This window comes from Streptomyces lancefieldiae (genome assembly GCF_031845825.1).
GTDB classification, from domain to species: domain Bacteria; phylum Actinomycetota; class Actinomycetes; order Streptomycetales; family Streptomycetaceae; genus Streptomyces; species Streptomyces lancefieldiae.
This window is the reverse complement of record NZ_JAVRFH010000003.1, coordinates 149661-175306: the sequence shown is the minus strand read 5'-3', so window position 1 is coordinate 175306 and position 25646 is coordinate 149661. Positions and strand designations below refer to the sequence as shown.

Sequence of the window (25646 nt, the reverse complement as noted above, 5' to 3'; positions counted from 1 at the left end):
CGTGCGGGCGAAGCCTGAGCGGCAATGAGGGGTGGGCCGGTATGCGCCACGAGATTGGCGCAGCGCGGTTTCGGTGGGCGCCCCTCGTTGTTTCGCCGCCGTGACGAAGGCGCCGTGCGTGTTACGCATCGGTGAACTGCCGGGTGCGGGTCTGCTCGATCGTTATCCTGGCGCAACCATCCCCCGCGACCACCGCGACCACCACTTGAGCAACCCCCACGGCGAGCAACCAGCTCCGCGAGAACGGCCCCGGCTTGGGCGCGAAAGGCGAACCGGCCGCGGCGGCCTCCGGATGACCTGGCATGGGGGAGCCGAGTCGGGCAGTTCGGGAGGGCCGGCCGCGGCCGGGGCTGGTGGGGTTCAGACCGCCTCGGCGGTCTCCGGCAGTTCGACGGCGAGGCGTTCGGTGAGGTCGACGACTTCGCCGATGTCACCGAAATCGCGTACGGCCGTGTCGACGGTCTTGCGGATGCGGGTGTTGACGCGTTCGGAGCGGACCTTCTTGGCGATGCCCATGGCCTCGGCGGCCAGGACGGTGCTCTGCTCGGGCTCACGGCGCAGCAGGTGCACGGTGGCCATGCCGATCAGGTTCAGCGCGTACGACCGCTGGTGCTCCTCGTCCTCGGCGAACAGCTCCACCGCCCGGCGCATCAGGGGCTCGGCCAGGGAGGCGTAGGCGGGGCTGCGGCCCGCCACGTAGGCGAGGTCGCGGAAGGAGTGGCTGTTCTCCCCGTACAGCTCGGCCTCGGAGAAGAAGCGGATCCAGTCGGGGTCCGGCTCGTCCCAGTCGTCGGCCTCGGCGAAGGTGTCCTCGGCCATGCGCACGGCCCGCTTGCAGCGGCCGGGCTGGCCCATGTTGGCGTAGGCGCGGGCCTCCATCGCATACAGCATGGACTGGGTGCGGGGGCTCGCGCAGTCCCGGCTGCCGTACTGCGCGAGGTGGATCAGCTCCAGGGCGTCGTCGGGCCGGCCGAGGTGGATCATCTGCCGGCTCATGCTGGAGAGGATGTACGAGCCGAGCGGCCGGTCGCCCGCCTCCTTGGCGGCGTGCAGGGCGAGGACGAAGTACTTCTGCGCGGTCGGCTGGAGGCCCACGTCGTACGACATCCAGCCGGCCAGTTCGGCGAGTTCGGCGGCGATCGTGAACAGCGTGGACCGGGTGGTCTCGGGCTGGGGCTCCTGGAGCAGGTCGGTCACCTCGTGCAACTGGCCGACCACCGCCTTGCGGCGCAGCCCGCCGCCGCATTGCGCGTCCCAGCGGCGGAACATCACGGCGGTGGACTCCAGGAGGTCCAGCTCCGGCTTGGACAGGCGGCCACGCGCGCGCGAGGCGGGTGCGGCCTCACGCGCGGACGACGCGGCGGCCGGGGGCGAGGGGACGAGCCAGCGCTGCATGGGCTCGATGAGGGACGGGCCCGCGGAGAGGGCCAGCGAGCTCCCGAGGAAGCCGCGCCGCGCCAGCATCAGGTCGCTGCGCGAGAACTCGCTGAGCAGGGCCACGGTCTGCGGGCCCGTCCAGGGCAGGTCGACGCCCGTCGTGGAGGGCGCCGGGCGGGTGGCCCGCAGCCCCAGGTCCTCGACGGAGACGACGACACCGAAGCGCTCGGAGAACAGCTCGGACAGGATCCGCGGGATCGGCTCGCGCGGGTTCTCGCCGTCGAGCCAGCGGCGGACGCGTGAGGTGTCGGTGGAGATGTGGTTGGCGCCGAGCTGGCGTGCCCGGCGGTTGACCTGGCGGGCCAGCTCGCCCTTGGACCAGCCGCTGCGGGAGAACCACGAGGTGAGCAGCTCGTTGGGGCGCTTGTCAGCGTGCGACGCGCTTCCCGCGCTCGTACCGCTTCCGCCGTTGCCGCTCACTGGAACGCCCCCATCCCTGAGACCACCTGTCGCCGAGTGCGCCAAGCCCTGTCAGAACGCCGATGGCCACGGCCGTCCGTCCGGCGGTTGCCACCCTCCGGACGAGAAGCCGAGTTGCCTCCGGCATACCCACAAGCGCATGTGCCCCGAGGCGCCATGCACACAAAGTAATCCTACGGTCACCCGTCCAGCCATGGCGATTGCGCAATCGCCACCATTCGCCACCCCTTCGAATGAACTCCCGGTGACCTGCACACGATTCACTTGACACAGTCCGCACGCGAGTCGGTGCAACGGTGCGCGCCGGGGCGTGCACCGCCGGGCGCGCCACCCGAAGCGCTTCCGGGCGCCGTGTGAACCGAGCCGCACCGGGGATCTGGAAGCAGAGAGTAATGTTTCCCGCTCGCTGCGTAACCGCCGCCGCGTCGGACCCGTTGGAGGGGGCATGGGCTTCACGATCGGCATCGGCAGCAGTCGGGGCACGCGCGACATCCGGTCCGGCACACGCCGTCGCGGCCGCGCGTCGGAGTGCACCGTCGTGGCCGAGTTCACGGGGCTGTGGGGCTGGGACGTGGTGCCGGGCGCCCGGACCACCGCGGGCGCCTGCTCGTGCGGCCGGTCCGACTGCCCGGCGCCGGGCGCGCATCCGCTGGACTTCGCGCCCCAGGTGCCCGCCGGCGCGACGCTGGACGAGGCGAGCGAGGCCTGGACCGGGTTCCCGGGGGCGGCGCTGATGCTGCCGGTCGGGCGGAGGTTCGACGTGATCGAGGTGGCCGAGCCCGTCGGACTGCGGGCGCTGGCCCGGATGGAGCGCATGGGCCTCCCCCTCGGCCCGATCACGGCGACTCCGCAGGGCCGTGCCCAGTTCTTCGTCGCTCCGGGCGCCGCCACCGAGCTGCCCCGGCTGCTCTACCGCATGGGCTGGGACGACCCGGCCGCCCTCGACCTGCGTGGCCTCGGCCCCGGTACGTACGTCACGGCTCCGCCCTCCGACCGGGGCGGGCTGGGCCCGGTGCGCTGGCTGCGCCCCCCGGCCCTCGACTCGGCGACCAGGCCACCGGCGGCACGGCTGCTGCTGGGCACGCTGGCGTACGTGGCCCATCGCTCGCGGGCGTAACCCTCCGGGCGCGTCCACCCGTACGGCGAAGCGCCCGCCCCCGGTCACGGGCGGCGGACGCCTCCTCGTGCGCGTACGCACTTCCCGGTGCGCACGCGGAATTTCAGTCGGGGTGGCACGGCGCACCGCCGCCCACACCCACGAACGCCACCGCCCCCGAGCACCCGCGCGATGAACCTCTCGCCCCGGTAATGAGGGGCGGGCGCCCCTTCCCACGCGTGCGCGCCGCGCACCACCGGTGCACGCACCCGTAAGCGGCAGTAGGCGCGCGGCACACACGACGCAGCGCCCGTCCCCCGGTGATGGGGGGCGGGCGCTGCGTCGCACGGATGCGCGCCACCTGGCGCGCGCACCGGATTCCGGCCGGCGGTGTCAGTCACCGATAAGGGCATCCACGAACGCCTCCGGCTCGAACGGCGCCAGGTCGTCCGCGCCCTCGCCGAGCCCGATCAGCTTGACCGGCACACCCAGCTCGCGCTGCACCGCGACCACGATGCCGCCCTTGGCCGTGCCGTCCAGCTTGGTGAGCACGATGCCGCTGACGTCGACGACCTCGGCGAAGACCCGGGCCTGGATCAGACCGTTCTGGCCGGTGGTGGCGTCGAGCACGAGCAGCACCTCGTCCAGCGGGGCATGCTTCTCCACGACGCGCTTGACCTTGCCGAGCTCGTCCATGAGGCCGGTCTTGGTGTGCAGACGGCCGGCGGTGTCGATGAGCACGACGTCCGAACCGAGCTCCTTGCCCTCCTTGACGGCATCGAAGGCGACCGAGGCCGGGTCACCCCCCTCGGGGCCGCGCACGGTGTGGGCGCCGACCCGCTCGCCCCAGGTCTGGAGCTGGTCGGCGGCGGCGGCGCGGAAGGTGTCGGCGGCACCGAGGACGACGCTGCGGCCGTCCGCCACCAGGACCCGGGCGAGCTTGCCGGTCGTGGTGGTCTTGCCGGTGCCGTTGACCCCGACCACCATCACGATGCCGGGCTTGCTCGCGGCGGGCTCGGTCTTGACCTCGCGGTCCATCTCGGGGCCGACCAGGGTGATCAGCTCCTCGCGCAGCAGCGCGCGCAGTTCCTCGGGCGTGCGGGTGCCGAGCACCTTCACCCGCTCGCGCAGCCGCTCGACCAGTTCCTGGGTGGGCTGAACGCCGACGTCGGCGGTGAGCAGCGTGTCCTCGATCTCCTCCCAGGTGTCGTCGTCGAGGTGCTCCCGGGAGAGCAGGGTGAGCAGACCCTTGCCGAGCGCGTTCTGCGAACGGGAGAGGCGGGCACGGAGCCGGACCAGTCGGCCGGCGGTGGGCTCGGGAACCTCGATCTGCGGGATCTCGAGCTCTTCGACGACGGGCGGCTCCTCGACGGTGGCGGGAGCGGTGCCGCCGTCCGGGAGGTCGACCTCCTCTATCGTCCGGCGCGTTTCGTCGCGCGGTGTCTCGGCCTCTTCGCCGACGTGCGGCTCGGCCGGAGGGGCGGTGATGTCGGGCGTGGCGGGAGGCGGCGGAGGCAGCTGCTTCTTACGGCGACTGCCCACGACCAGCCCGCCGAGCGCGCCGATCACGACCACGGCGATGACTACAGCAAGGATGACGATTTCCATAACGGCTCCAGTATCAGCCATGGGCCCCGGGGACACCCCCCTTGTTGCTTCCTCCAAAGGACAAAGGCCCCTGGAAGGAAGGAGTCGGATCAAAGTACGATGGAGGAGGCCACGTCAACGCGCGTAGAGTCCCGACCGCCCCCTCTTCTCCCACGATCGAGGCACGGACCCCCCACATGAGCAAGACCGCCGAGACCGAAGGCGCCCTGGAAACCCGTGGCATCGAGCAGGTGCCCGACCAGGAGCGCACCGCCCGGACCCGCGAGCTTTTCCCGACCTGGGTCGGCGCCAACATCAGCGTGCTGCTGCTCACGATGGGCGCGAGCCTCGTCGTGGCGTACCAGCTCAACTTCTGGCAGGCCCTCGTCGTCGCGGGCGCGGCGCCGGTCGTGTCGTACGGACTGGTGGGGCTGATCGGTATCGCCGGCAAGCGCGGCGGCGCGCCGGGGATGGCGCTGTCCCGGGCGGTCTTCGGGCAGCGGGGCAATCTGCTGCCCGGTTCGCTGATCTGGGTCGCCCGCTGGGGCTGGGAGACGATCAACGCGGTGACCGGCGCCTACGCCCTGCTCACCGTGCTGGACATCGTCTTCGGCATACGGGCCAACAGCGTGCTGGACATGGTGACGCTGCTCGCCTTCGTCGTCGGGACCTTCGTGATCTCCGGACTCGGCATCAACGCCGTACAGAAGTGCAACAAGTACGCGGCATACCTCTTCGGCGTCTTCTCGGTGCTGGTCCTCGGCTACCTGGTCGTGGACACCGACTGGTCCGCGGTGTTCGACCGGTCCGCCGGTTCGGTGGCCGCGATGATCACGGGCGTCGGCCTGATCGCGGCGGGCGGCGTCAGCTGGATCCCGTCCGCCCCGGACTTCACCCGGTACCTGCCGCGCACGGCGTCCTCGAAGGGGATCGTGGGCGTGACGATCGGCGGCGCCGGCATCGTCGTCCTGCCCATGGTCCTGATGGGGATGGTCATGGCCGTCTCCACGCCCGACCTGGCCTCGGCCGCCGACCCCGTCTCCTTCCTCGGCGAGATCCTGCCGACCTGGATCGCGGTGCCGTACCTGCTGATCGCCCTGATCGGCATGCTGCTGATCAACTCCATGTCGATGTACTCGGCCGGCTTCACCGCGCAGACCCTGGGCTTCAAGGTCCCGCGTCACTGGGCGGTCTCGGTGAACGCCGTGATCTCGCTGGTCTTCGGCGGTGTGCTGATGCTGGTGGCGACCAGCTTCATGGGCTCCTTCATCGCCTTCCTGTCGCTGCTCGCGGTCGCCTTCTCGGCCTGGGTCGGCGTGTTCGGCGCGGACATGCTGCGCCGCAAGGAGTACGACGGCGAGGCCCTGGCCGACACCGGTCGCACCAGCGCCTACTGGTACCGCGGCGGCTTCTCCCCCGCCGCGGTCGCCGCGTGGGCGGTGGGCCTGGCCGCGGGCCTGATGTTCACCACGTCCGACTGGTTCACCGGCCCCCTCGCCGCGAACAACGTCATCGGCGAGTACGGCCTCGGGTGGGTCGCGACGGTCGTGATCTCCGGTCTGCTGTACGCGGTGCTGCCGAAGCCGGCGGTGGTCGTACCGGCGGTGTCCGCGGAGCGGGTCGAGCAGCCCGAGACCGCGACCGTCTGACCGCTCGGGGCTCACCGGGGTGGCGTCACCAGGCCGAGCTCGTAGGCGGTGATGCCGAGCTGGACCCGGTCGCGGGCTTCGAATTCGGTGAGTAGCCGCGCCATGTGGGGCTTTGCCGTGGCCACGCTGATGTGGGGGTGCGCGGCGATCTCGGTGTCGGACATGCCGCGTCCGACGTGCCGCGTCCGACCAGGGGGTCGTCCAGGCGGCGGCGAGCGCGAGAACGAGGGCCACGACCGTGCGGGCGAAGCCCTCCGTCCCGGTCCTGGGACGTGCGGCGAAGGCGACCTGTACGCCGAGCGTCATGACGGCGGCGACGACCGCGACGGGGCGTGGCCACCCGGCCCGCGATGTGTGCGACGGCGAGATCGTTCGCCGGTACCAGCAGATGCACGACCCACCAGAACGGGCTTGTCGTCACAGCTCTTCGTTCCGAGCTGGGCCATGCGGGACGCCTTCACCCTCGGCGCCTGCATGGTCCTGATGCTCACCACCGGCGGCATCGGCGCCCTCACGATCGTCGGCGAGTACTGCAGCGGACAGATCCGTACGACCTTCACGGCCGTCCCTGCGCGCCGCTCGGCCGGGACAACGGCCTGTCCCTCGACCACCCCGGCGCGCTCCGCGCCGTCGCGGCGTCCGCGCTGCTCGCTCCGGTGTGCGCGCTCGTCGGCATGGGCCTCGGCGCCCTCATCCGGCGCACCGCACCCACCCTCGTGACGTTCACCGGCGTTCAGCCGCTGCCCTTCCTCCTCGGCGACCGCCACCGCTGGACGTCCGGGATCCTTCACGCGCTGCCCGCAGTGCGGGGGAACGGCTGGTGCAGATGGGCGACCCCTTCGGATCGGCCGGATCGGCTCCCTACCCGGCGACCATCAGCGGGTCGTGGATCGTATGGGCGGCCCGGCCCCTCGCCGCGGCGGTCGTCGCTGTGATCGCCGTCCGCCGGCACGATCGGTGAGCACCACCACGACGGCGACCCGGACCCCGTCGCTGATCGCCCACGACGGAACGGCCACGGTCGGCCGGCGTCCGGTCAGCGCACCGACGGCAACCGGTGACCGCTGCGGCCTCAGCGGCTTCCGCCGGGGCGCGGGCACGACACCGCCGCCCCCGACCGGACGGTGACCGGTCGGGGGCGGCGGACGGTACGGGGAGAGGGGCAGCGGGGACTTGGCCCTTCTCCCCGGGCTCGGGGCGGGCGTCAGCCCATCTCCTCCAGGGCCTTGCCCTTCGTCTCCTTCACGAACTTCAGGACGAAGGGGATCGAGAGCGCGGCGAAGATCGTGTAGATCACGTAGGTGCCGGCGAGGTTCCAGTCGGCCAGCGACGGGAAGCTCGCGGTGATGGCCCAGTTGGCGATCCACTGCGCGGACGCGGCCACACCCAGCGCGGCGGCGCGGATCCGGTTCGGGAACATCTCGCCGAGGAAGACCCAGACGACCACGCCCCAGGACAGGGCGAAGAAGAGCACGAACAGGTGGGCGGCGATCAGCGCGACCCAGCCCTGCGTGGCCGGGAGCTTCCCGTCGACCAGGTCGAAGGAGAACGCCCAGGCCTCCAGCGCCAGGCCGATCACCATGCCGACCGACCCGATGAGGGCGAGCGGCTTGCGGCCGACACGGTCCACGAAGATCATCGCGATCACGGTGCCGACGATGTTGATGATCGACGTCGTGAACGAGTAGAAGAAGGAGTCCGTCGGGTCGACGCCGACCGACTGCCACAGCGTCGAGGAGTAGTAGAACGCGACGTTGATGCCGACGAACTGCTGGAAGACCGACAGGCCGATACCGATCCAGACGATCGGCTTGAAGAAGAAGCTGCCGCCGAGCAGGTCCTTGAAGGAGGACTTCTCCTCGCGGTGCATCGCGTGCTCGATCTCGGTGATGCGGGCGTCGAGGTCCACGTCCTTGCCCTCGACCTCTTCGAGGATCTGCCGTGCGCGCTGGTGCTTGCCGACGGAGATCAGGAAGCGCGGGGACTCGGGGATGGCGAAGGACAGCAGGCCGTAGAGGACGGCCGGGACGACCATGACGCCGAGCATGACCTGCCAGGCCTCCAGGCCCATCAGCTCACCGCGCTGGTCGCCGCCGGCGGCGTTCAGCAGGCCCCAGTTGACCAGCTGCGACACGGCGATGCCGACGACGATCGCGGCCTGCTGGAAGGAGCCGAGCCGGCCCCGGTAGGCGGGCGGGGAGACCTCGGCGATGTAGGCGGGGCCGATCACCGAGGCCATGCCGATGGCGAAACCGCCGATGACGCGCCACATGGCCAGGTCCCACAGCGCGAAGGGCAGTGCGGAGCCGATGGCGCTGACGGTGAACAGGACCGCCGCGATCTGCATGCAGCGGATACGGCCGATGCGGTCGGCGATACGGCCGGCGGTCGCGGCACCGATGGCGCAGCCGATCAGCGCGACGGCGATGACCTGGGCCAGCACCGCGGAGCCGACGTCGTAGCGGCCCCGGATGGCCTCGACGGCACCGTTGATCACGGAACTGTCGTAGCCGAACAGGAAACCGCCCATCGCGGCCGCCGCCGCGATGAAGATGACGTGCCCGAGATGCTCGGGGTGAGCCGTCCTGGCTCCTGAATTGGGTGCCTGCGATGTGCTGGCCACGTGTACTCCTCGGGCTACCGGCAACGCTGCCGGGGTGGTTCGCCCTTCGAGGTGCCACTGAAGGAACCTGAAGGTAAAAGCAACGTTGCAGAGACTATGCCTTCAAGTTTCGAAGTCAATAGGTCGAGAGCTGTGAGTTTTAAGACGCAGGACGGGATCTTGTGTTCAAGAATTGAAGGGATCTCACCGTCTGACGAGCGGATACCCGCTCTTCACGACCTGGAACTAGCGCAGCCGCTGGCTGATGACCTTCGACACGCCGTCGCCCTGCATGGACACGCCGTACAGCGCGTCGGCGACCTCCATCGTGCGTTTCTGGTGCGTGATCACGATCAGCTGCGAGGCCTCCTGCAGCTCCTGCATGATCCGGATCAGCCGCTGCAGGTTGGTGTCGTCGAGCGCCGCCTCGACCTCGTCCATGACGTAGAACGGGCTGGGCCGCGCCTTGAAGATCGACACGAGCATCGCCACGGCGGTCAGCGAGCGCTCCCCGCCGGAGAGCAGCGAGAGCCGCTTGACCTTCTTGCCCGGCGGCCGGGCCTCGACGTCCACGCCCGTGGTGAGCATGTTGTCGGGGTCGGTCAGCACGAGACGCCCCTCACCACCGGGGAAGAGCCTGCTGAACACGCCCTCGAACTCCCGGGCCGTGTCCCGGAACGCCTCGGTGAAGACCTGCTCGACGCGTTCGTCGACCTCCCTGACGACCTGGAGCAGATCGGCGCGGGTCTTCCTCAGGTCCTCGAGCTGCTCGCTGAGGAACTGGTGGCGTTCCTCCAGCGCCGCGAACTCCTCGAGGGCCAGCGGGTTGACCTTGCCGAGCTGCTGGTAGGCGCGTTCGGCGGCCTTCAGCCGCTTCTCCTGCTCGGCCCGTACGAAGGGCCGGGGGAGGTTGCGCGGGTGCTCGGGGTCGTCCGGGAGCTGCTCGCCCTCGGCGGGGGGCGAGGGCGGCACCTGCTGATGGGGGCCGTACTCGGCCGCGAGTCCCGCCGGTTCCACACCGAGTTCCTCCAGCGCCTTGGTCTCCAGCTGCTCGATGCGCAGCCGCTTCTCGGCGCCGAGTACCTCGCCCCGGTGGACTGAATCCGTCAACTTGTCGAGCTCCGCCTTGAGGTCGCGCCCGGCGGTGCGCGCGGCGGTCAGCTCCTGTTCGCGCCGGGCCTTGGCCGCCTCGGCGGCGGTTCGCTCCTCGTCGGCGCGGACCAGGGAGACCTCGACGTGGGCGAGCAGCTGCCGGGCCCCGGAGGCGACGGCCTCGGCGACGGCCGCCTCGTGGCGCAGCCTGGCCCGCCGCTGCTCGGCACGCGCGCGTGCCTCGCGTTCCGCGCGGGCGGCCCGGTCCAGGGAGTCGGCCCGCCCGGCCAGTCCCTTGACCCGCTCCTCGTGGGTACGGACCTGGAGACGGGCCTCCATCTCCGTCTGCCTGGCGTTGGCGCCGTCGGCGGCGAGCCGGTCGCGCGCGGCGGTGTCGGGCTCCTCCGCCCCTCCGTCCCCGAGAAGGGCACTCTCCTCGGCGACCGCGAGCCGCTCGGCCAGCTCCTCGACGTCCATGAGCGCCTTCTCCAGCGCCTCCTGTGCCCGGGCCGCCGCGGCGGCGGACCGCTCGGCCTCCCCGGCCGCGCCCCGCGCCTGTCCCGCGAGCCGGCCCAGCTGCTGGGCCACGGCCGACTTCTCCCGGTCGGCGGCCCGGCGCCGCTCCCCCAGCTCCTCGACGAGCGCGGCGCACTCCCGGCGCCGCTCCACCGCCGCATCCTGCGCCTCGGCCAGCTCCTCGCACCGCACGCCCAGTTCCGCCAGCTCGGCGGCGGCCTGGTCCACGGACGCCTGCACCTCCAGGAGGCTGGGTGCTCCGGCGGAGCCGCCCTGGGCGAAGTGGGCGCCCAGCAGGTCGCCCTCGGCGGTGACGGCGGTCAGTTCGGGGTGGGCGTAGACGAGCTCCTCGGCGTCCTCCAGGGTGCCGACGACGACGATCCCGCGCAGCAGCCGCCGTACGGCGGGCATCAGGTCGGCCGGTCCGCGGACGAGGTCGGCGGCGTACGGGGGCCCGTCGCCCCGCGCCGGCGGGGGTACGTCGTCGGAGCCGGCGAGCAGCAGGGCGGCGCGGCCGGCGTCGTGCTTGCGCAGCAGGCGGATGGCGTCGGCGGCGACCGACGGGGAGGCCACGGCGAGGGCGTCGGCGGCGGCGCCGAACGCGGCGGCGAGCGGGACCTCGTGGCCGGGCGTCACGGTGAGGAGTTCGGCGGCCGGGCCGAGCAGACCGGTGAGCCCGTCCTTCGCGGCGAGCAGGGCGCCGGTGCCGTCCTTGCGGCGCAGGCCCATGGCGAGGGCGTCGTGGCGGGCCCGGGTCGCCGCGCGCTCGCGCTCCGCCGCGGTGGCCGCCTCGCGGGCGGCGCTCAGGGCCGTCTCCGCCTCGGCCAGCCCTCGCACCGCGGCCTCGTGCCGCTCGGCGAGTTCCTGGTCGCCGGCGTCGAGTCCGTCGACCTCGGCCTGGAGTGTCTCGTACTCCTCCTGTGCGGCGGCGGCCCGTTCCCGGGACTCGTCCCGGGCTGCGGCCAGCCGCTCGATCTCCGCCTGGGCGGAGGCGGCGCGGGAACGTGCGGCGCCGACCTGGCCCCTCAGCCGGGCCAGACCCTCGCGGCGGTCCGCGATGGCGCGCGCGACGTCCTTGAGGCGGCGCTCCTCCAGGGCCAGTTCACGTTCGAGGTCGGCGCGGTGGGCGACCGTGTCCTCCAGCGCGCGCTCGGCCGCTTCCAGGGCCGCCTCGAGTTCGGCCTCCTGTTCGCGGACGCGGGCGGCCTCGCGCTCCAGCTCCTCCGGGTCCCGGCCGCGCCGCTCCTCGGGGGGCGCCGACGTGGCGCTCTTCACCCGCGCCTCGGCCAGCGAGATCGTGCCGCGCACCCGCTCGGCGAGCTGGGACAGCTCGTACCAGGTCTGCTGGGCGCGCTGGAGGCGCGGGGTGAGCCGGCGCACCTCGTCCTCCAGGTCCGCCTCGCGACGCAGCGCCTTGCCCAGCTCGTGTTCGGCGGCGTCCTTGCGCTCCTTGAGGGCGGTCTCGTCGGCGATCTCGGCCTGGAGCGCCTCACGCAGTCGTACGAGGTCGTCGGCGAGGAGCCTGAGGCGCGCGTCCCGCAGGTCGGCCTGGATGACGGCGGCCCTCCTGGCGACCGCCGCCTGGCGGCCCAGGGGCTTGAGCTGGCGCCGCAGCTCGTCGGTGAGGTCCTGCACGCGCGCGAGGTTGGCCTGCATCGCGTCCAGTTTCCTGAGCGCCTTCTCCTTGCGCTTGCGGTGCTTGAGGACACCCGCGGCCTCCTCGATGAAGGCGCGGCGCCCCGTCGGGTCGGCGTGCAGCACGGAGTCGAGCCGGCCCTGCCCGACGATGACGTGCATCTCGCGGCCGATGCCGGAGTCGGACAGCAGTTCCTGGATGTCGAGGAGGCGGCAGGTGTCGCCGTTGATCTGGTACTCGCTGCCGCCGTTGCGGAACATGATCCGCGTGATGGTGACCTCGGCGTACTCGATGGGCAGGGCCCCGTCGGAGTTGTCGATGGTCAGCGACACCTCGGCCCGGCCCAGCGGCGGGCGGCCGGTGGTGCCGGCGAAGATGACGTCCTCCATCTTGCCGCCGCGCAGCGACTTGGCACCCTGTTCGCCCATGACCCAGCTGAGGGCGTCCACGACGTTGGACTTGCCCGAACCGTTCGGACCGACGACGCAGGTGATGCCCGGCTCGAAGCGGAGCGTGGTCGCCGAGGCGAACGACTTGAACCCGCGCAGGGTCAGGGCCTTCAGATGCACGCCCCCGGACTCTACCTTTCGCGGGTGTCTCACTCCATGAACCGGTGAACCGCCGCGGTTTCACCGGTGAACGTGCAGGGCACATCAGACATGGAAGAGGGTGACCGGATGCGCCGGGGAGGGAAGGGCGGGCGGTCGCGGAGACGGGCGGCGGACGGGGAAGAGGAAACTGGGGGAGCACCGGGGGAAGACGGGGCGGCAAAGAAAGAAGGGACGCCGAAGCGTCCCTTGCAGACTCTGACACCTGAGCGGTTGTACGGGCGGGCCCGACCACTGACGTGCCGTCGTGGAGCGATGCAGTGATCAGGTGAGCGCAGGCTCCGCCTGGTGTGCGTCAACGCTCTCCATGCTCTCCATGATCCTGTCGTGAGAAGCGGCAGCCGCCAGCGCGTCGTTCTCCGCCTGGATCCGTCCGAGCTCGGATTCCAGGTCCTGGACGCGCTGCTGGAGCCGTCGCATCTCGGCGAGGAGTCGCGGGTCGGAGCCGCCGACGTAACCGAGAAGCGCCTTTGCCATGATGGATGGTCCTCCACAATGAGTGACCGACCGAAGCGGTGTGGGTCGTGAGGGATTCGCACCCGCGGTGCTTGGCACTATGGAGTTTTTTCTGCCGTTCAACCATGCCAAACAGCTAAGGTGCGCGGGGCTTTCAGCGTCTCACCAAAAAGTTTGACGGTCAACACGATCACGCCCCGTATCGACGGGCACCCGGGGGCATACGGCCTCAGAACGGCGACGCTGCGACTCCTGCGGGCCCCTCGGGGCGTGGCGATCAACTTGCGTCCGGAGCCTGCCACGGCACGGCCTTCTTGGCAACCACCTGCCCGTTTTCGCTTCGGGCACCCTCCCGGACACAGCCGTGTCGAACGTCGGCAGACCGGGGCGCGGCCCCGCGTCAGCGGATCGCGAAGCCGTCGTATCCGCCGCGAGGTGTGTCCCAGATCTCGGTGACGCCGTCCACGCGCCCGGGCGTGTCGTCACCGCGCAGCCAGTCGAGCAGCCCCTCGCAGCGCTCGCGCGGGCCCTCCGCGACGACCTGGACGCGCCCGTCGGCCAAATTAAGGGCAAAGCCACTCATATCACCGAGCTCCAGCGCCCTGGCTCGCGTGAACCAGCGGAAACCCACGCCCTGAACCTGTCCGCGCACCCAGGCGACCAGCCGTACATCCTCGCTCATGAAGGCAACCTAACCAGTCAATGTCTCACTGGGCACTTCACCCCCAGGCGTCATGCGGTACCGTCCCCACCCAATGAATCTCACCTGAAACTCACACGATCGTGTGAGCTCCGTGATGTTCATGAGGACACGTCCGGTGCGAGGGCACGTCCGGCGCGAGGACGAGCGCGAGGACGAGGACGAGGAGGGCCAGGACATGGGACGCCACCGACGCTCCGCCGCCGGCCGCGCCGCGGGGGGCGACCAGCCGGCCGACGCCACGGGACGGGGCCGGGCCCCGCTGCCCCCGGGCGCCGGTGACCACCCCACGAGGGGGATCGCGCCCTACCTGAACCCGGAGGCGTACTCCGGGGCCCGCGCCAGGAGTGACGCCTACCTGTTCGCACCGGACGCTCCGGAGGGCGACGGACGCGGCGGCCACCCGCGGGCCGGCCGCACGGTCGCCTTCCCCGGCGACGGGCACACCCCCGACGACGGGCCGCAGCGCGCCGGGACGCGGCGCCGCCGCAGGAAGAAGGCGGTCACCCCGGTCCGCACGGGCCTGCTCGGTGTTTCCGCCGCGGTCGCCATCGGCACGGTGGCGGTGGCCACGGGCGCGGTGCCCGGCCTCGACGACTACCGGCTCGGTGGCAGCGGCGGGAGCGACCGGGTGCAGTCCCAGGACGCCCCGGTCAACAGCCCGGCCGAGCAGGGGGGCACCTCCGGCAGCGCCGACACCGGCACCGGCGGCGACGCCTCCACGAGCCGCGGCGGCGACCGGTCCTCCTCGCCGTCCTCCTCCGGGTCGTCCTCCGGGTCGTCCTCGGCGCAGCCCTCGGCATCGGCGTCGAAGCCCGCCGCCCCGGCCGAGACGCCGTCGAAGACGAGCAGGCCGAAGACGACGCCCAGTGCGAAGCCGGAGCCCACACCGTCACGTCCGGCCACCAAGGCGCCCGCGCAGCCCGGCGCACCCGCCGCCGCGTCGGAGCAGGCCGTCGCCGAGTCCCAGGTGCAGAGCCTCGTGAACGACGAGCGCGCCAAGGTGGGCTGCAGCCCGCTGGCCGCGAACAGCGCACTGCGCGAACTGGCCGAGGACTTCAGCGAGGCCATGGCCGCGCAGGGCTTCTTCGACCACACCGACCCCAGTGGCGCGACCCCCTGGGCCCGAGCCGAGGCGGCCGGGATAAGCAACCTCGGGGGCGAGAACATAGCCCGGGGGCAGGCCGACGCCCAGGCCGTGATGGCCGCCTGGATGAACAGCCCGGGCCACCGGGCCAACATCCTGAACTGCGACTTCCGAACCCTGGGCGTCGGAGTCCACTTCGGCTCCGGCGGTCCTTGGTGGACGCAGAACTTCGGCTACTGACCGGCCCGGCCCCCCGCACTGTCCGGCGCGCAGCGCGATCTGCGGGGCAGCACTGTGCTCACGTACGCTGGATGTATGGCGACCACGCAGGAGCGCACAGCGGAACAGGACCTTCCGTACGACGTGTTCTCCAGGTCCTGTCCCTCGCGCGGCACCCTGGAGCACGTCACCGGGCGTTGGGGCGCGCTGACGCTCGGCGCTCTGTACGAGAGTTCCCTGCGGTTCAACGAACTGCGTCGCCGTGTCGACGGCGTCAGCGAGAAGATGCTCTCCCAGACCCTGCACGCCCTGGAGCGTGACGGCCTGGTGGACCGGGAGGCCCAGCCCACCAACCCGCCCCGCGTGGACTACGAACTCACGGCGCTGGGACGCGAGGTGGCCGGACGGCTCATCGCCCTGATCCAGTGCCTGGAGGGGCGGATGGACGAGGTGCTGGCCTCACATGAGCGGTACGACGCCCGTGAGGCCCGTCGGTCCTACTAGGGCCTGTCCGCCCGCCCGGAGGGCGGGCGACGGGAAAGGTCAGACAGGCCCTAAGGCAGGCGCGGCGGGCGCTGGCACTTCGGGCAGAAGTAGCTGGAGCGGTTCATCCACGGCCGGCGGCGCATCGGCGTGGCACAGCGGCGGCAGGGCAGGCCCTCACGGCCGTACGCGTCCAGCGACCGGTCGAAGTAGCCGGACTCGCCGTTGACGTTGACGTACAGGCTGTCGAAGCTGGTGCCGCCGACGGCGAGGGCCGCGTTCATGACGTCCCGGACATGGCCGAGCAGTTCCGCGGTGCGGGGGCGGGTGAAGGTCGCGGTGGGGCGTTCGTAGTGCAGGCGGGAGCGCCACAGGGCCTCGTCCGCGTAGATGTTGCCGACGCCGCTGATCAGGGACTGGTCGAGCAGGGCCCGTTTGATCGTGGTGCGCTTGCTGCGCAGCGCGAGGTGGAACGCCTCGTCGCCGAAGAGCGGGTCGAGGGGGTCGCGGGCGATGTGCGCGATGACGTCGGGCAGGCCGTCGGGCGTGGTGTCGTGCAGTGACAGGCCGCCGAAGGTGCGCTGGTCGACGAAGCGGAGTTCCGTCGCCAGGGTGTCGGCGAAGCGGACGCGGACGCGCAGGTGCTTCTCCGCCGGCGCCTCGTGCGGCTGGACCAGCAGCTGGCCGCTCATCCCGAGATGGGCGAGGACCGCCTGACCGGTGTCCTCCAGCGGCAGCCACAGGTACTTGCCGCGGCGGCTGGGCATGCCGATGCGGTGGCCCTCCAGACGGTGGGCGAAGTCGTCGGGGCCGGCGAGGTGGCGGCGTACCGCGCGCGGGTGGAGCACCTGGGCGTCGGCCACCGTCCGGTGGGCGACCCAGCGTTCCAGGCCGCGCCGGACGACCTCGACCTCGGGCAACTCGGGCATGGCTTCCCCTCGGGTGGGCCGGTGGACGAGCCGAAACGCCCGCCCCGGGGCAGGGGCGGGCGTTCGGATCGTGCGGTGGATCAGGCGGAGGCCGACGGGGCGTCGGCGTTCGGCTGGAGGGCGGTTTCGGCGGCCGACTGGTCCGCCGTCGCCCTGGCGCGCTCGTCCGCCGCGGCCCGGATGGACCGCCACGCGGATTCCGCGGCCTGCTGCTCCGCCTCCTTCTTGCTGCGGCCGGTGCCGGTGCCGTACGAGACGCCTCCGACGCGGGCGGCAGCAGTGAAGGTCTTCTCGTGGTCCGGGCCGGTCTCCGTGACCAGGTACTCGGGGACACCGAGCCCTTCGGTCGCGGTGAGTTCCTGGAGGCTGGTCTTCCAGTCCAGGCCGGCGCCGAGGTTCGAGGACTTCTCGATCAGCGGGTCGAACAGGCGGTGCACCAGTTCGGAGGCCGCGTCGAGGCCCTGGTCGAGATAGACCGCGCCGATCACCGCTTCGAGGGTGTCGGCGAGGATGGAAGCCTTGTCCCGGCCCCCCGTGCCCTCTTCACCGCGGCCGAGCCGGATGAAGGAGCCGAGGTCGAGCCCGCGGCCCACCTCCGCCAGCGCACGCGAGTTGACCACCGCGGCCCGCAACTTGGCCAGCTGGCCTTCGGGCAGGTCGGGGTGGGTGCGGTACAGCGTGTCCGTGACGACGAGGCCGAGGACGGAGTCACCGAGGAACTCCAGCCGCTCGTTCGTCGGCAGACCGCCGTTCTCGTATGCGTAGGAACGGTGGGTCAGCGCGCGCACCAGAAGGGCGGACTCGAGCTGGTAGCCGAGCCGCCCTTCCAGAAGCGTGTGGGACGAGGCCTGGGTGTCCGCCTTCTTCTTGGCGGGTGGGTCCGCCTTGGCGTCTTCCGCCTTCTTGGGGACTGACACAGTGCCTCTCACCAGCCGCTCAGACCTCGAGGACCTGGCGCTTGTTGTAAGTGCCGCAAGACGGGCACGCGATGTGCTGCTGCTTGGGCTCGTGGCAGCGCTCGCACGCAACCAGGGTGGGGACCGCAGCCTTCCACTGCGACCGGCGGTGGCGCGTGTTGCTGCGCGACATCTTCCGCTTCGGAACAGCCACGGCTACTTCTCCTGCTTCTCGTCGGCGCGTGCTGACTGAGGCGCGCCGCCGCTCATCTCGTCCTTCTCGCCGTCTTCGATTGAACCGGCGAGTCCCTGCAAAGCCGCCCAACGGATGTCGACGGCGTCATGGTGGTGGTCCGGGTCGTCCGACAGGCGTACTCCGCACTCGGAGCACAGACCCTGGCAGTCTTCCTGGCACACCGGCTGCATCGGCAGTGCGAGCACCACCGCATCACGCAGCACGGGTTCGAGGTCGATCAGACCGTCCTCGACGAAGAGCCTGTCCTCGTCTTCCTCGGCGTCGTCGGCCGGTTCCGCCTTCACGCGGCCCCGGTCGTCGGCGTCAGGGTACGAGAACATCTCCTGGAAGTCCGCTTCGAGCTGCTGCTCCAGCGGCTCCAGACACCTTACGCACTCCCCCTCGGCCTCGGCACGGGCGGTGCCTGTGACGAGCACACCTTCCATGACCGACTCGAGCCGAAGATCGAGCTCCACCGGGGCGCCTTCCGGCACTCCGATGACTCCCTGGATACCGAAGTCCCGGGGAGCGTCGACCGTGCGGGTCAGGCGCTGCAGCGCACCGGGCCGCCGTCCCAGCTCGTGTGTGTCGAACACGAGGGGGTTGCGGTGGTCGAGGCGCGCGTTCAGAACCATTCCTGCTTTCGGTCTTTCCTGGCTTGGGGGCGCTGCCTTGGTGTTCCCGGGCAGCGGCGATCGCGGACGTACGCGCGACCGAAGAGCCAGGATACTGGACCATTCGCTCTCGGCCCAATCCGGACCCGGGGCCGGTGCCCGGGCTAGGCCCTGTCTGACCATTCCCGTCGTCGCCCGGAGGACGGCCTCGCGGCGTCAGGTGCGTGCTCTCGGCGTGCCGGGCGCAGAGCCTCGTACGGGATGTACTCGGCTCTGCGCCCGCCACGGCGCGAGTGCGTGCATGGCGTCGCGAGGCAGGCGGGAATGGTCAGACAGGCCTAGAGTCCGCGTCCCTGCTCGTAGGCCCTCAGCTGCTCGGCGCTGATCATGCTGGTGTCGAAGAGGCTGGTCTCGTCGAGCGCCTGAGGCTGGGCCTGCGGGGGTTGCTGCGGCTGCGGAGGCTGCTGCGGCTGCGGGGGCTGGGCGTAGCCCTGCCGGCCGTCGTAGGCCTGCTGCTGGGTGTCGTACTGGTAGGTGTACGGGTCGGCGGACTGCTGCTGGTAGCCGTACGGATCCTGCCCGCCGTAGGCCTGCTGGTACGCGGCGTACGGATCGGCCTGCTGCGCGTAGCCGTACGCCGGTTCCTGCGTCGGCATCTCCGGCACGGCCGGCGCCGGTACCTGTGCCGCCGCCGGCTGCTGCTCGCCGTACTCGCGCTGCCGGGGGTGCTCGGCCGGGGCGTCCGAGAGGCCCGCGAGGCCGGCGAGGTAGTCGGCGTCGCTGGAGTGCTGGACGGTGGTGGAGTCGTCGGCGAGGGCCCCGAGGTCGTCGGTGGCGATCCGGCCGTGCAGCTTCTGGCGGCCCCGGCCGACCGCGTCCAGGGTCTTGGCCAGCACCGCCTCGAAGGCGCCGAGCTTGGTGTCGACGTAGGCGTCGGCGTCGCGGCGCAGGGTCTCCGGGTCGTGGCTGCGCTCGGGGGCGTCCTCGTCCTCGTAGCCGTTCTCGTCGAGGCCGGGGCCGGTGCCGAGCAGCTTCTCGCGGCCGCGGCCGACGGAGCCGAGGGTCTTGGTGAGGACGACCTCGAAGTTGGCGAGCTTGGAGTCGACGTAGTCGTCGGCCTCGGCGCGGACCTCCTCGGCCTCCTGGCGGGCCTCGGCGAGGATCCGGTCGGCCTCGGCCTGGGAGCGGCGGGCGACCTCGGTGTCGGCGATCAGGGAACCGCGTTCGGCGTGCGCGCTCTCGATGATCCGGTCCGCCTCCTGGCGGGCCTGCGCGACCATCTGGTCCCGGTCGCCGATCAGTTCCTGGGCCTGGGCGAGGGAGCCGGGCAGCTCGGCGCGCAGCTCTTCCAGCAGCGAGAGCAGTTCGGCGCGGTTGACCACGCACGAGGCCGACATGGGCATGGCGCGGGCGCCGGAGACCATCGCGGTGATCTCGTCGAGCTTCTTCTGCACGTCCACCGTGTGCTCGCCACTCTCTACAGCTGTGTTGGAGACGGACGGGACGACTGTACGACCCTGGGGTGTCCCGGGGACACCGGGTGACGGCTTGTCAGGCTCCGTGGGCTGGGCGGCGGGGTGGTCAGCGGTTCCTCAGGCGCTCCGTGAGGGCGTCGAGGACCAGCGACGGCACCAGGTGGGAGATGTCGCCGCCCCAGGTCGCGACCTCCTTGACGAGGGAGGACGACATGAAGCTGTAGGTGGGGTTGGTGGGGATGAAGAGGGTCTCCACACCGGAGAGGCCGTTGTTCATCTGGGCCATCTGCAACTCGTAGTCGAAGTCGCTGACCGCGCGCAGGCCCTTGACGATGGCCGGGATCTCGCGCTGCTTGCAGAAGTCGACGAGCAGGCCGTGGAAGGACTCCACGCGGACGTTGCCGTACTCGGCGGTGACCTGGCGGATGAGGTCGATCCGCTCCTCGATCTCGAACAGGCCCTGCTTGGACCGGTTGATCATCACCGCGACGTAGACCTCGTCGTAGAGGCTGGAGGCACGGGCGATGATGTCGAGGTGTCCGTTGTGGATCGGGTCGAATGACCCGGGACAGACGGCACGGCGCACTTGTGTTCCCTCGCTCTCCGGTCCGGTCATCGTGCGTCTTCGCACGTAGAGGCGGCGCGACCGTACCAAAACGTTCCCTCGCCGTAGCGACGGGCCCGGATACCTTCGAAGCCGTCCGGCCAGCGGAATTCGCCGCCCCTGGTGCTGCGCTCCACGGTGACGAACGCTTCCCCGGCGAGCCACCCCTGGGTGCGGAGTGTGAGCAGGATCTCCCGAAGATCGTCGTCCGAGACGGCGTAGGGCGGGTCCAGGAAGACGATGTCGTACGGCTCGGCCGGGGCCGGCGTGCGGATGATCTGCTCCGCTTTGCCCGCCCTGACCTCTGCGCCGGGCAGGCCGAGGGCCTTGACGTTCGCCCGGACCGTACGGGCGGCGCGGGCGTCGGCCTCGACGAGCAGGACGTGCCCGGCGCCCCGGGACAGCGCCTCGAGGCCCACGGCGCCGGAACCGGCGTACAGGTCGAGGACGCGCTCGCCGTCCAGCGGGCCGCCGAGCAGGGACTGCCAGGTGGAGAAGAGGCCCTCGCGCGCGCGGTCGGAGGTGGGGCGGGTGCCGGTCCCTGGCGGGACGGTGAGGCGGCGTCCGCCGGCCTTGCCGGCGATCACGCGGGTCATCTCTGGGTCCTTGTCGGTGGCTCGGCGTGCTCGGGTGGACGGACGGTGTCCGGTCCCAGTCTGTCAGCCCTTCTCCAGGTACTGCTCCCGCTCCTCGTCCAGCAGTGCGTCCAGGGCGGTACGCAGACCGGGCAGGCCGGTGAGCTCCGGGTCGGCGGCCACCACCGCCGCCGCCTCCTGTCTCGCCTCCGCGATGATCTCCTCGTCCTCGATGACGGCGAGGACGCGCAGGGAGGTGCGGGCGCCGGACTGCGCCTGGCCGAGGACGTCGCCCTCGCGGCGCTGTTCGAGGTCGATACGGGAGAGCTCGAAGCCGTCGAGGGTGCCCGCGACGGCGTTCAGCCGCTGCCGGGCCGCGCTCGCCTCGGGCATCTCGGTGACCAGCAGGCACAGGCCGGGGGCGGAGCCCCGTCCGACCCGGCCGCGCAGCTGGTGCAACTGGGAGACCCCGAAGCGGTCGGCGTCCATGATCACCATGGCGGTGGCGTTGGGGACGTTCACGCCGACCTCGATGACGGTCGTGGCGACCAGGACATCGGTCTCACCGGCGGCGAAGCGGCGCATGACCGCGTCCTTGTCGTCGGGCTGCATGCGGCCGTGCAGGATCTCGACCTTGAGGCCCTGCAGGGGGCCTTTGGCCAGCTGGTCGGCGATGTCGAGGACCGCGAGCGGGGGCCGTCTCTCGGCGCCGTCCCCGGAGGGCTCGGCCTGCTTGGAGTTCTTCTTCGGGTCGTCGTCCTCGTCGCCGATGCGCGGGCAGACGACGTACGCCTGGTGGCCGCCCTCGACCTCCTCGCGCACCCGTTCCCAGGCCCGTGCGAGGAAGTGCGGTTTGTCGGCGGCCGGGACGACATGGCTGGCGATCGGGGAGCGTCCGGCCGGGAGCTGGTCCAGGACGGAGGTCTCCAGGTCACCGAAGACGGTCATGGCGACGGTGCGCGGGATCGGCGTGGCGGTCATGACGAGCAGGTGTGGGGGTTGCTTTCCCTTGCCGCGCAGGGCGTCGCGCTGTTCGACGCCGAAGCGGTGCTGTTCGTCGACGACGACCAGGCCCAGGTCGTGGAACTGGACCTTGTCCTCGATCAGCGCGTGTGTGCCGATGACGATGCCGGCCTCTCCGGTGGCCAGGTCGAGCAGGGCGTGACGGCGGGCGGCGGCGCCCATCGAGCCGGTGAGCAGCACCACCTTGGTGGCGTGCTCGGCGCCGCCCAGCATGCCGCCCTCGGCCAGCTCCCCCATCATCTCGACGACCGAACGGTGGTGCTGCTGGGCGAGCACCTCGGTGGGCGCCAGCATCACGGCCTGCCCTCCGGCGTCGACGACGGCGAGCATGGCGCGCAGGGCCACCAGCGTCTTGCCGCTACCCACCTCCCCCTGGAGCAGCCGGTGCATCGGGTGATCCGTGGCGAGGTCGTCGAAGATCTCCCGGGAGACCTTCCGCTGGCCGTCGGTGAGGGTGAAGGGGAGGCGGTCGTCGAAGGCCGTGAGCAGGCCGTCGGGGTTCGGCTTCCTGGGGACGGCGGGGAGTTGGGTCTCGGCGTGGCGGCGGCGGGCGAGGGCGACCTGGAGGACGAAGGCCTCGTCCCACTTCAGTCGGGCGCGGGCGTCCTCGATGTCCGCCTTGGTGTGCGGGCGGTGGATCTTCAGAAGGGCCTCGGGGAGGGAGACCAGGCCGCGGCCCTCGCGCAGGGAGTCGGGCAGGGGGTCGACGGCCTCCTGCGCGCTGGGCAGCACCGTCTGAACCGCCTTGCCGATCTTCCAGGACTCCAGCTTGGCGGTGGCCGGGTAGAGGGGGATGAGCGCGCCCGCCCACGACTCGACGCTCTCGGTCCCGTCGTCGTCCCCGCCGCGCAGCAACTCGTACGCCGGATGGGCCAGTTGCAGTCGGCGGTTGAAGACGGAGACCTTGCCCGCGAACATCGCGCGCGTGCCCGGCAGGAGTTCCTTGTGGGGTTTGTGGACGCCGTGGCCGAAGAAGACCAGCTGGAGGCGGCCGCTGCCGTCCGTGATGGTCACCTCGAGGCGCTGCCCCTTGCCGCGCGGGGCCTTCGACGAGGCGAAGGTGTGCAGGCGGGCTTCGGCGACCTGGGCCACCACCGTGACGTGCTCGTCCATGGGCAGGTCGGCGAGGTGGGTGAGCTGGCCGCGCTCCTCGTATCTGCGGGGGTAGTGGTGGAGGAGGTCGCCGACGGTGTTCAGGCCGAGGTGCTCGGCCATCACCTTCGCGGTGGCGGGGCCGAGCACCTTCTTCAGGGGTTCTTGCAGTGCGGGCACGAGATCCATTGCACACCACGCCACTGACAATGGCCCCGCGCCTCCCGGGAAAGCCCGCGAACGGCGGGATGGGCGGGGCTACTCCACGCCGACCAGCAGCAGCGCGCCCTGCCGTCCGCCCCGGTAGACCACCGTGTCGACGGCGAGGTAGGCCTCGCGGACGCGGGCCTCCAGGTGGTCGGCGACGTTCCCGGGGGCCTCGTCGCCGAGGACGAGGGTGACCAGTTCGCCGCCGGCCGCGAGCATGCGGTCCAGGACGGTCGCGGCGACCTCCGTGACGTCCGCGCCGATCACGGCCACGTCGCCGTCGATGAGGCCGAGTACGTCACCGGCCTGGCAGATGCCGGCCGTGGTCCAGGACTGGCGTTCGGCGACGATGACCTCCGCGTGGCGGGTCGCACCGGCCGCCGAGGTCATCGCCACCACGTCCTCGTCGAAGCGCCGCTCGGGCTCGTGCACGGCGAGCGCGGCGATGCCCTGGACCGCGGAGCGGGTCGGGATCAGGGCGACCCGGATGCCCTCGGTGCGGACCTGTTCGGCCGCCGCGGCGGCGGTGTGGCGCAGCTCGGCGTCGTTGGGCAGCAGCACGACCTCGCGCGCGTGCGCCCGCCGGACGGCCTGGACGAGCTCCCCGCTCGCCGGCGACTCCCCGGGGCGTGCGAGCACGGTGGTCGCGCCTGCCTCGGCGTACAGCCCGGCCAGGCCCTCGCCGGGTACGACGGCCACCACGGCGCGCTGGGTCCGCTCCCGGGGCGGGCGCCCGGTCCTGGTGGTGTGGACGTCGCCGTGCCCGAAGTGGGTGATGCGGATCCGGTACGGCCGCCCGGCCTCGACTCCCGCCTCCACGGCGGCGCCCGCGTCGTCGACGTGGACGTGGATGTTCCACAGTCCGTCGCCGCCGACCACGACGAGCGAGTCCCCGAGGGCGTCGAGCCGCTGCCGCAGCCGTGCCACGGCCGCGTCCTCGGCCTCCAGAAGGTAGATCACCTCGAAGGCGGGGCCGTTCTCGTCGCCCTCCTCCGCGGCGCACTCCCCCGCACGGTCCTCGCCGCCCTCCGCACGGGCCCGCTCTCCCGGGAGCGCCTCGCGGCCGTGCCCCACGCGCGCGTGCGGCACGACGGCCGCTCCCGGCGCCGGCGTCCGGCCCGTGAACGTCTCCACCAGAGCCGCGAGGACCGTGACGAGGCCGTGCCCGCCGGCGTCGACCACTCCGGCTCGCTCCAGAACGGCCAGTTGGCCCGGGGTCGCGGCGAGGGCCGCGCGGGCGCCCTCGTGGGCCGCGCGGGCCACCGCCGCACAGTCGCCCTCCGCGCCCTCGGCCGCGTCGGCGGCGGCCGAGGCGACGGTCAGGACGGTGCCCTCGACCGGGTGGGCCACGGCCTGCCGGGCGGATTCGGCCGCGTGCCGCAGGGCCAGCCGCAGGCCCGGGCCGTCGGTGTGAGCGGGTTCACCCCGCGCGGCGAGCACCTGGGCCATGCCGCGCAGCAGTTGCGCGAGGATCGTTCCGGAATTGCCCCGCGCGCCGATCAGCGCCCCGTGCGCCATCGCGCCCACGGCGTCGGCCAGTGAGGGGCCGTCGCCGCCCGGTGCCCCGGCGTCCACCTCGTGCGCCGCGAACACCGCCTCCACCGCCGCGACGGCCGACTCGACGGTCAGATAGAGGTTCGTACCGGTGTCCCCGTCCGCGACGGGATAGACGTTGATCGCGTCGATCTCCTCGCGCGCCCGCCCCAGGGCGCGCAGCGACAGATCGCACCAGGTGCGCACCGCCAGAGCGTCGAAGAACCTCTGTGGCACCTGCGCCACCTGCGCCTCCTTGAGCTGCTGGACGTGGCAGGCAGCGTAGACCTTGGGAGGGCGTCCACCGGAAGAGGGCCGGGGGCGGGCCGCTGAGCTGCCGTGGTAGTTTCGTTGTACGGGAGCAGCCGTTGTATGCTGCTCCGGTTGCCCGATCCCGATCGGGCCATCCCCCTGGCACCGCCACTCAGATCCCGGACCGTTCGTTGGTCCGAGACCTTGATCCCGGCATGCCGGGATCAACCGTAAGTGCATCTGAAGTCTTTGGAGTGACCCGTGGCTGCCAACTGCGACGTCTGCGGCAAGGGGCCGGGCTTCGGCAACAACATCTCGCACTCGCACCGCCGTACGTCCCGTCGCTGGAACCCGAACATCCAGCGTGTGCGTACCGTGGTCGGCGGGACGCCGAAGCGCGTGAACGCTTGCACCTCGTGCATCAAGGCCGGGAAGGTCTCGCGCTGACGCGTCAGCTGAGCGCGCGGCCACTGCCTGGTCCGCTGCACGGAGCCGGTCCACCTCAGGTGGGCCGGCTTTTTGCCGTGCCCGGATCCCGGGCGTCGTCCGTGGGGGCTCCAGCACCGGTACGCCGGACGACGAGGTGCGGGAGCCGGACGGGCGGCTGACGGTCTCCCGCGGGG

21 protein-coding genes are annotated in these 25646 nt (G+C 71.7%); 5 read left to right on the top strand and 16 right to left on the bottom strand.

Annotation, left to right across the window (positions count from 1 at the left end; all coding sequences use genetic code 11):
- Positions 1 to 360: 360 nt before the first annotated feature.
- Positions 361 to 1857, bottom strand: coding sequence for a transcriptional repressor NsdA (gene nsdA / locus RM812_RS04530; protein ID WP_311571074.1), 1497 nt, complete (start codon positions 1855 to 1857; stop codon positions 361 to 363).
- Positions 1858 to 2302: 445 nt separating this feature from the next.
- Between nsdA and RM812_RS04525 the strand changes: the two genes are divergently transcribed.
- Positions 2303 to 2974 carry a bifunctional DNA primase/polymerase gene (locus RM812_RS04525; RefSeq protein ID WP_311571073.1) on the top strand — a complete coding sequence of 224 codons (672 nt, stop codon included), beginning with the start codon at positions 2303 to 2305 and terminating at the stop codon, positions 2972 to 2974.
- Positions 2975 to 3346: 372 nt separating this feature from the next.
- Here RM812_RS04525 and ftsY read toward each other — a convergent pair whose 3' ends face one another.
- Entirely contained in the window at positions 3347 to 4561 is a 1215-nt protein-coding gene (ftsY, locus tag RM812_RS04520) for a signal recognition particle-docking protein FtsY (RefSeq protein ID WP_311571072.1), read from the bottom strand.
- 176 nt (positions 4562 to 4737) lie between these two features.
- Here ftsY and RM812_RS04515 point away from each other — a divergent pair, with 176 nt between their 5' ends.
- Positions 4738 to 6189 (top strand): cytosine permease, encoded by a 1452-nt coding sequence (locus RM812_RS04515; protein ID WP_311571071.1) that lies wholly within the window; start codon positions 4738 to 4740, stop codon positions 6187 to 6189.
- A gap of 11 nt (positions 6190 to 6200) precedes the next feature.
- Here RM812_RS04515 and RM812_RS04510 read toward each other — a convergent pair whose 3' ends face one another.
- The 5 genes from RM812_RS04510 to RM812_RS04490 form a co-directional block, all read right to left on the bottom strand.
- Positions 6201 to 6353 carry a helix-turn-helix domain-containing protein gene (locus RM812_RS04510; RefSeq protein ID WP_311571070.1) on the bottom strand — a complete coding sequence of 51 codons (153 nt, stop codon included), beginning with the start codon at positions 6351 to 6353 and terminating at the stop codon, positions 6201 to 6203.
- 1040 nt (positions 6354 to 7393) lie between these two features.
- Entirely contained in the window at positions 7394 to 8812 is a 1419-nt protein-coding gene (locus RM812_RS04505) for a sugar porter family MFS transporter (RefSeq protein WP_311571069.1), read from the bottom strand.
- Positions 8813 to 9037: 225 nt separating this feature from the next.
- Entirely contained in the window at positions 9038 to 12604 is a 3567-nt protein-coding gene (smc, locus tag RM812_RS04500; protein ID WP_311571068.1) for a chromosome segregation protein SMC, read from the bottom strand.
- A 303-nt stretch (positions 12605 to 12907) separates the two neighbouring features.
- Complete coding sequence (locus RM812_RS04495) at positions 12908 to 13120, bottom strand: hypothetical protein (RefSeq protein ID WP_003973418.1); 213 nt, start codon at positions 13118 to 13120, stop codon at positions 12908 to 12910.
- Between the two features lie 379 nt (positions 13121 to 13499).
- On the bottom strand, positions 13500 to 13781 hold the full coding sequence (locus RM812_RS04490) for an acylphosphatase (RefSeq protein WP_311571067.1): 282 nt from the start codon (positions 13779 to 13781) through the stop codon (positions 13500 to 13502).
- Positions 13782 to 13977: 196 nt separating this feature from the next.
- Between RM812_RS04490 and RM812_RS04485 the strand changes: the two genes are divergently transcribed.
- Complete coding sequence (locus RM812_RS04485) at positions 13978 to 15126, top strand: CAP domain-containing protein (protein WP_311571168.1); 1149 nt, start codon at positions 13978 to 13980, stop codon at positions 15124 to 15126.
- A 75-nt stretch (positions 15127 to 15201) separates the two neighbouring features.
- Positions 15202 to 15609: a winged helix-turn-helix transcriptional regulator gene (locus tag RM812_RS04480; protein ID WP_311571066.1), complete on the top strand. Its 408-nt coding sequence runs from the start codon at positions 15202 to 15204 to the stop codon at positions 15607 to 15609.
- A gap of 50 nt (positions 15610 to 15659) precedes the next feature.
- On the opposite strand, the gene mutM is transcribed toward RM812_RS04480, so the two are convergent.
- From mutM to RM812_RS04435, 9 genes are all read right to left on the bottom strand, one after another.
- Entirely contained in the window at positions 15660 to 16517 is an 858-nt protein-coding gene (mutM, locus tag RM812_RS04475) for a bifunctional DNA-formamidopyrimidine glycosylase/DNA-(apurinic or apyrimidinic site) lyase (RefSeq protein ID WP_311571065.1), read from the bottom strand.
- Positions 16518 to 16597: 80 nt separating this feature from the next.
- On the bottom strand, positions 16598 to 17446 hold the full coding sequence (gene rnc / locus RM812_RS04470) for a ribonuclease III (RefSeq protein ID WP_311571064.1): 849 nt from the start codon (positions 17444 to 17446) through the stop codon (positions 16598 to 16600).
- A 7-nt stretch (positions 17447 to 17453) separates the two neighbouring features.
- Positions 17454 to 17627: a 50S ribosomal protein L32 gene (gene rpmF, locus RM812_RS04465; protein ID WP_003951102.1), complete on the bottom strand. Its 174-nt coding sequence runs from the start codon at positions 17625 to 17627 to the stop codon at positions 17454 to 17456.
- 2 nt (positions 17628 to 17629) lie between these two features.
- Positions 17630 to 18283, bottom strand: coding sequence for a YceD family protein (locus RM812_RS04460; RefSeq protein ID WP_311571063.1), 654 nt, complete (start codon positions 18281 to 18283; stop codon positions 17630 to 17632).
- A gap of 317 nt (positions 18284 to 18600) precedes the next feature.
- Entirely contained in the window at positions 18601 to 19722 is a 1122-nt protein-coding gene (locus RM812_RS04455; RefSeq protein WP_311571062.1) for a cell division initiation protein, read from the bottom strand.
- A gap of 121 nt (positions 19723 to 19843) precedes the next feature.
- Positions 19844 to 20323 carry a pantetheine-phosphate adenylyltransferase gene (coaD, locus tag RM812_RS04450; RefSeq protein WP_311571061.1) on the bottom strand — a complete coding sequence of 160 codons (480 nt, stop codon included), beginning with the start codon at positions 20321 to 20323 and terminating at the stop codon, positions 19844 to 19846.
- A 26-nt stretch (positions 20324 to 20349) separates the two neighbouring features.
- Positions 20350 to 20937, bottom strand: coding sequence for a 16S rRNA (guanine(966)-N(2))-methyltransferase RsmD (rsmD, locus tag RM812_RS04445; RefSeq protein ID WP_311571060.1), 588 nt, complete (start codon positions 20935 to 20937; stop codon positions 20350 to 20352).
- 63 nt (positions 20938 to 21000) lie between these two features.
- On the bottom strand, positions 21001 to 23220 hold the full coding sequence (gene recG / locus RM812_RS04440) for an ATP-dependent DNA helicase RecG (protein WP_311571059.1): 2220 nt from the start codon (positions 23218 to 23220) through the stop codon (positions 21001 to 21003).
- 69 nt (positions 23221 to 23289) lie between these two features.
- On the bottom strand, positions 23290 to 25017 hold the full coding sequence (locus RM812_RS04435) for a DAK2 domain-containing protein (RefSeq protein ID WP_311571058.1): 1728 nt from the start codon (positions 25015 to 25017) through the stop codon (positions 23290 to 23292).
- A 267-nt stretch (positions 25018 to 25284) separates the two neighbouring features.
- Between RM812_RS04435 and rpmB the strand changes: the two genes are divergently transcribed.
- A complete protein-coding gene (rpmB, locus tag RM812_RS04430; RefSeq protein WP_003993230.1) occupies positions 25285 to 25470 on the top strand; it encodes a 50S ribosomal protein L28 in 186 nt (61 codons plus the stop codon).
- Positions 25471 to 25646: the final 176 nt, after the last annotated feature.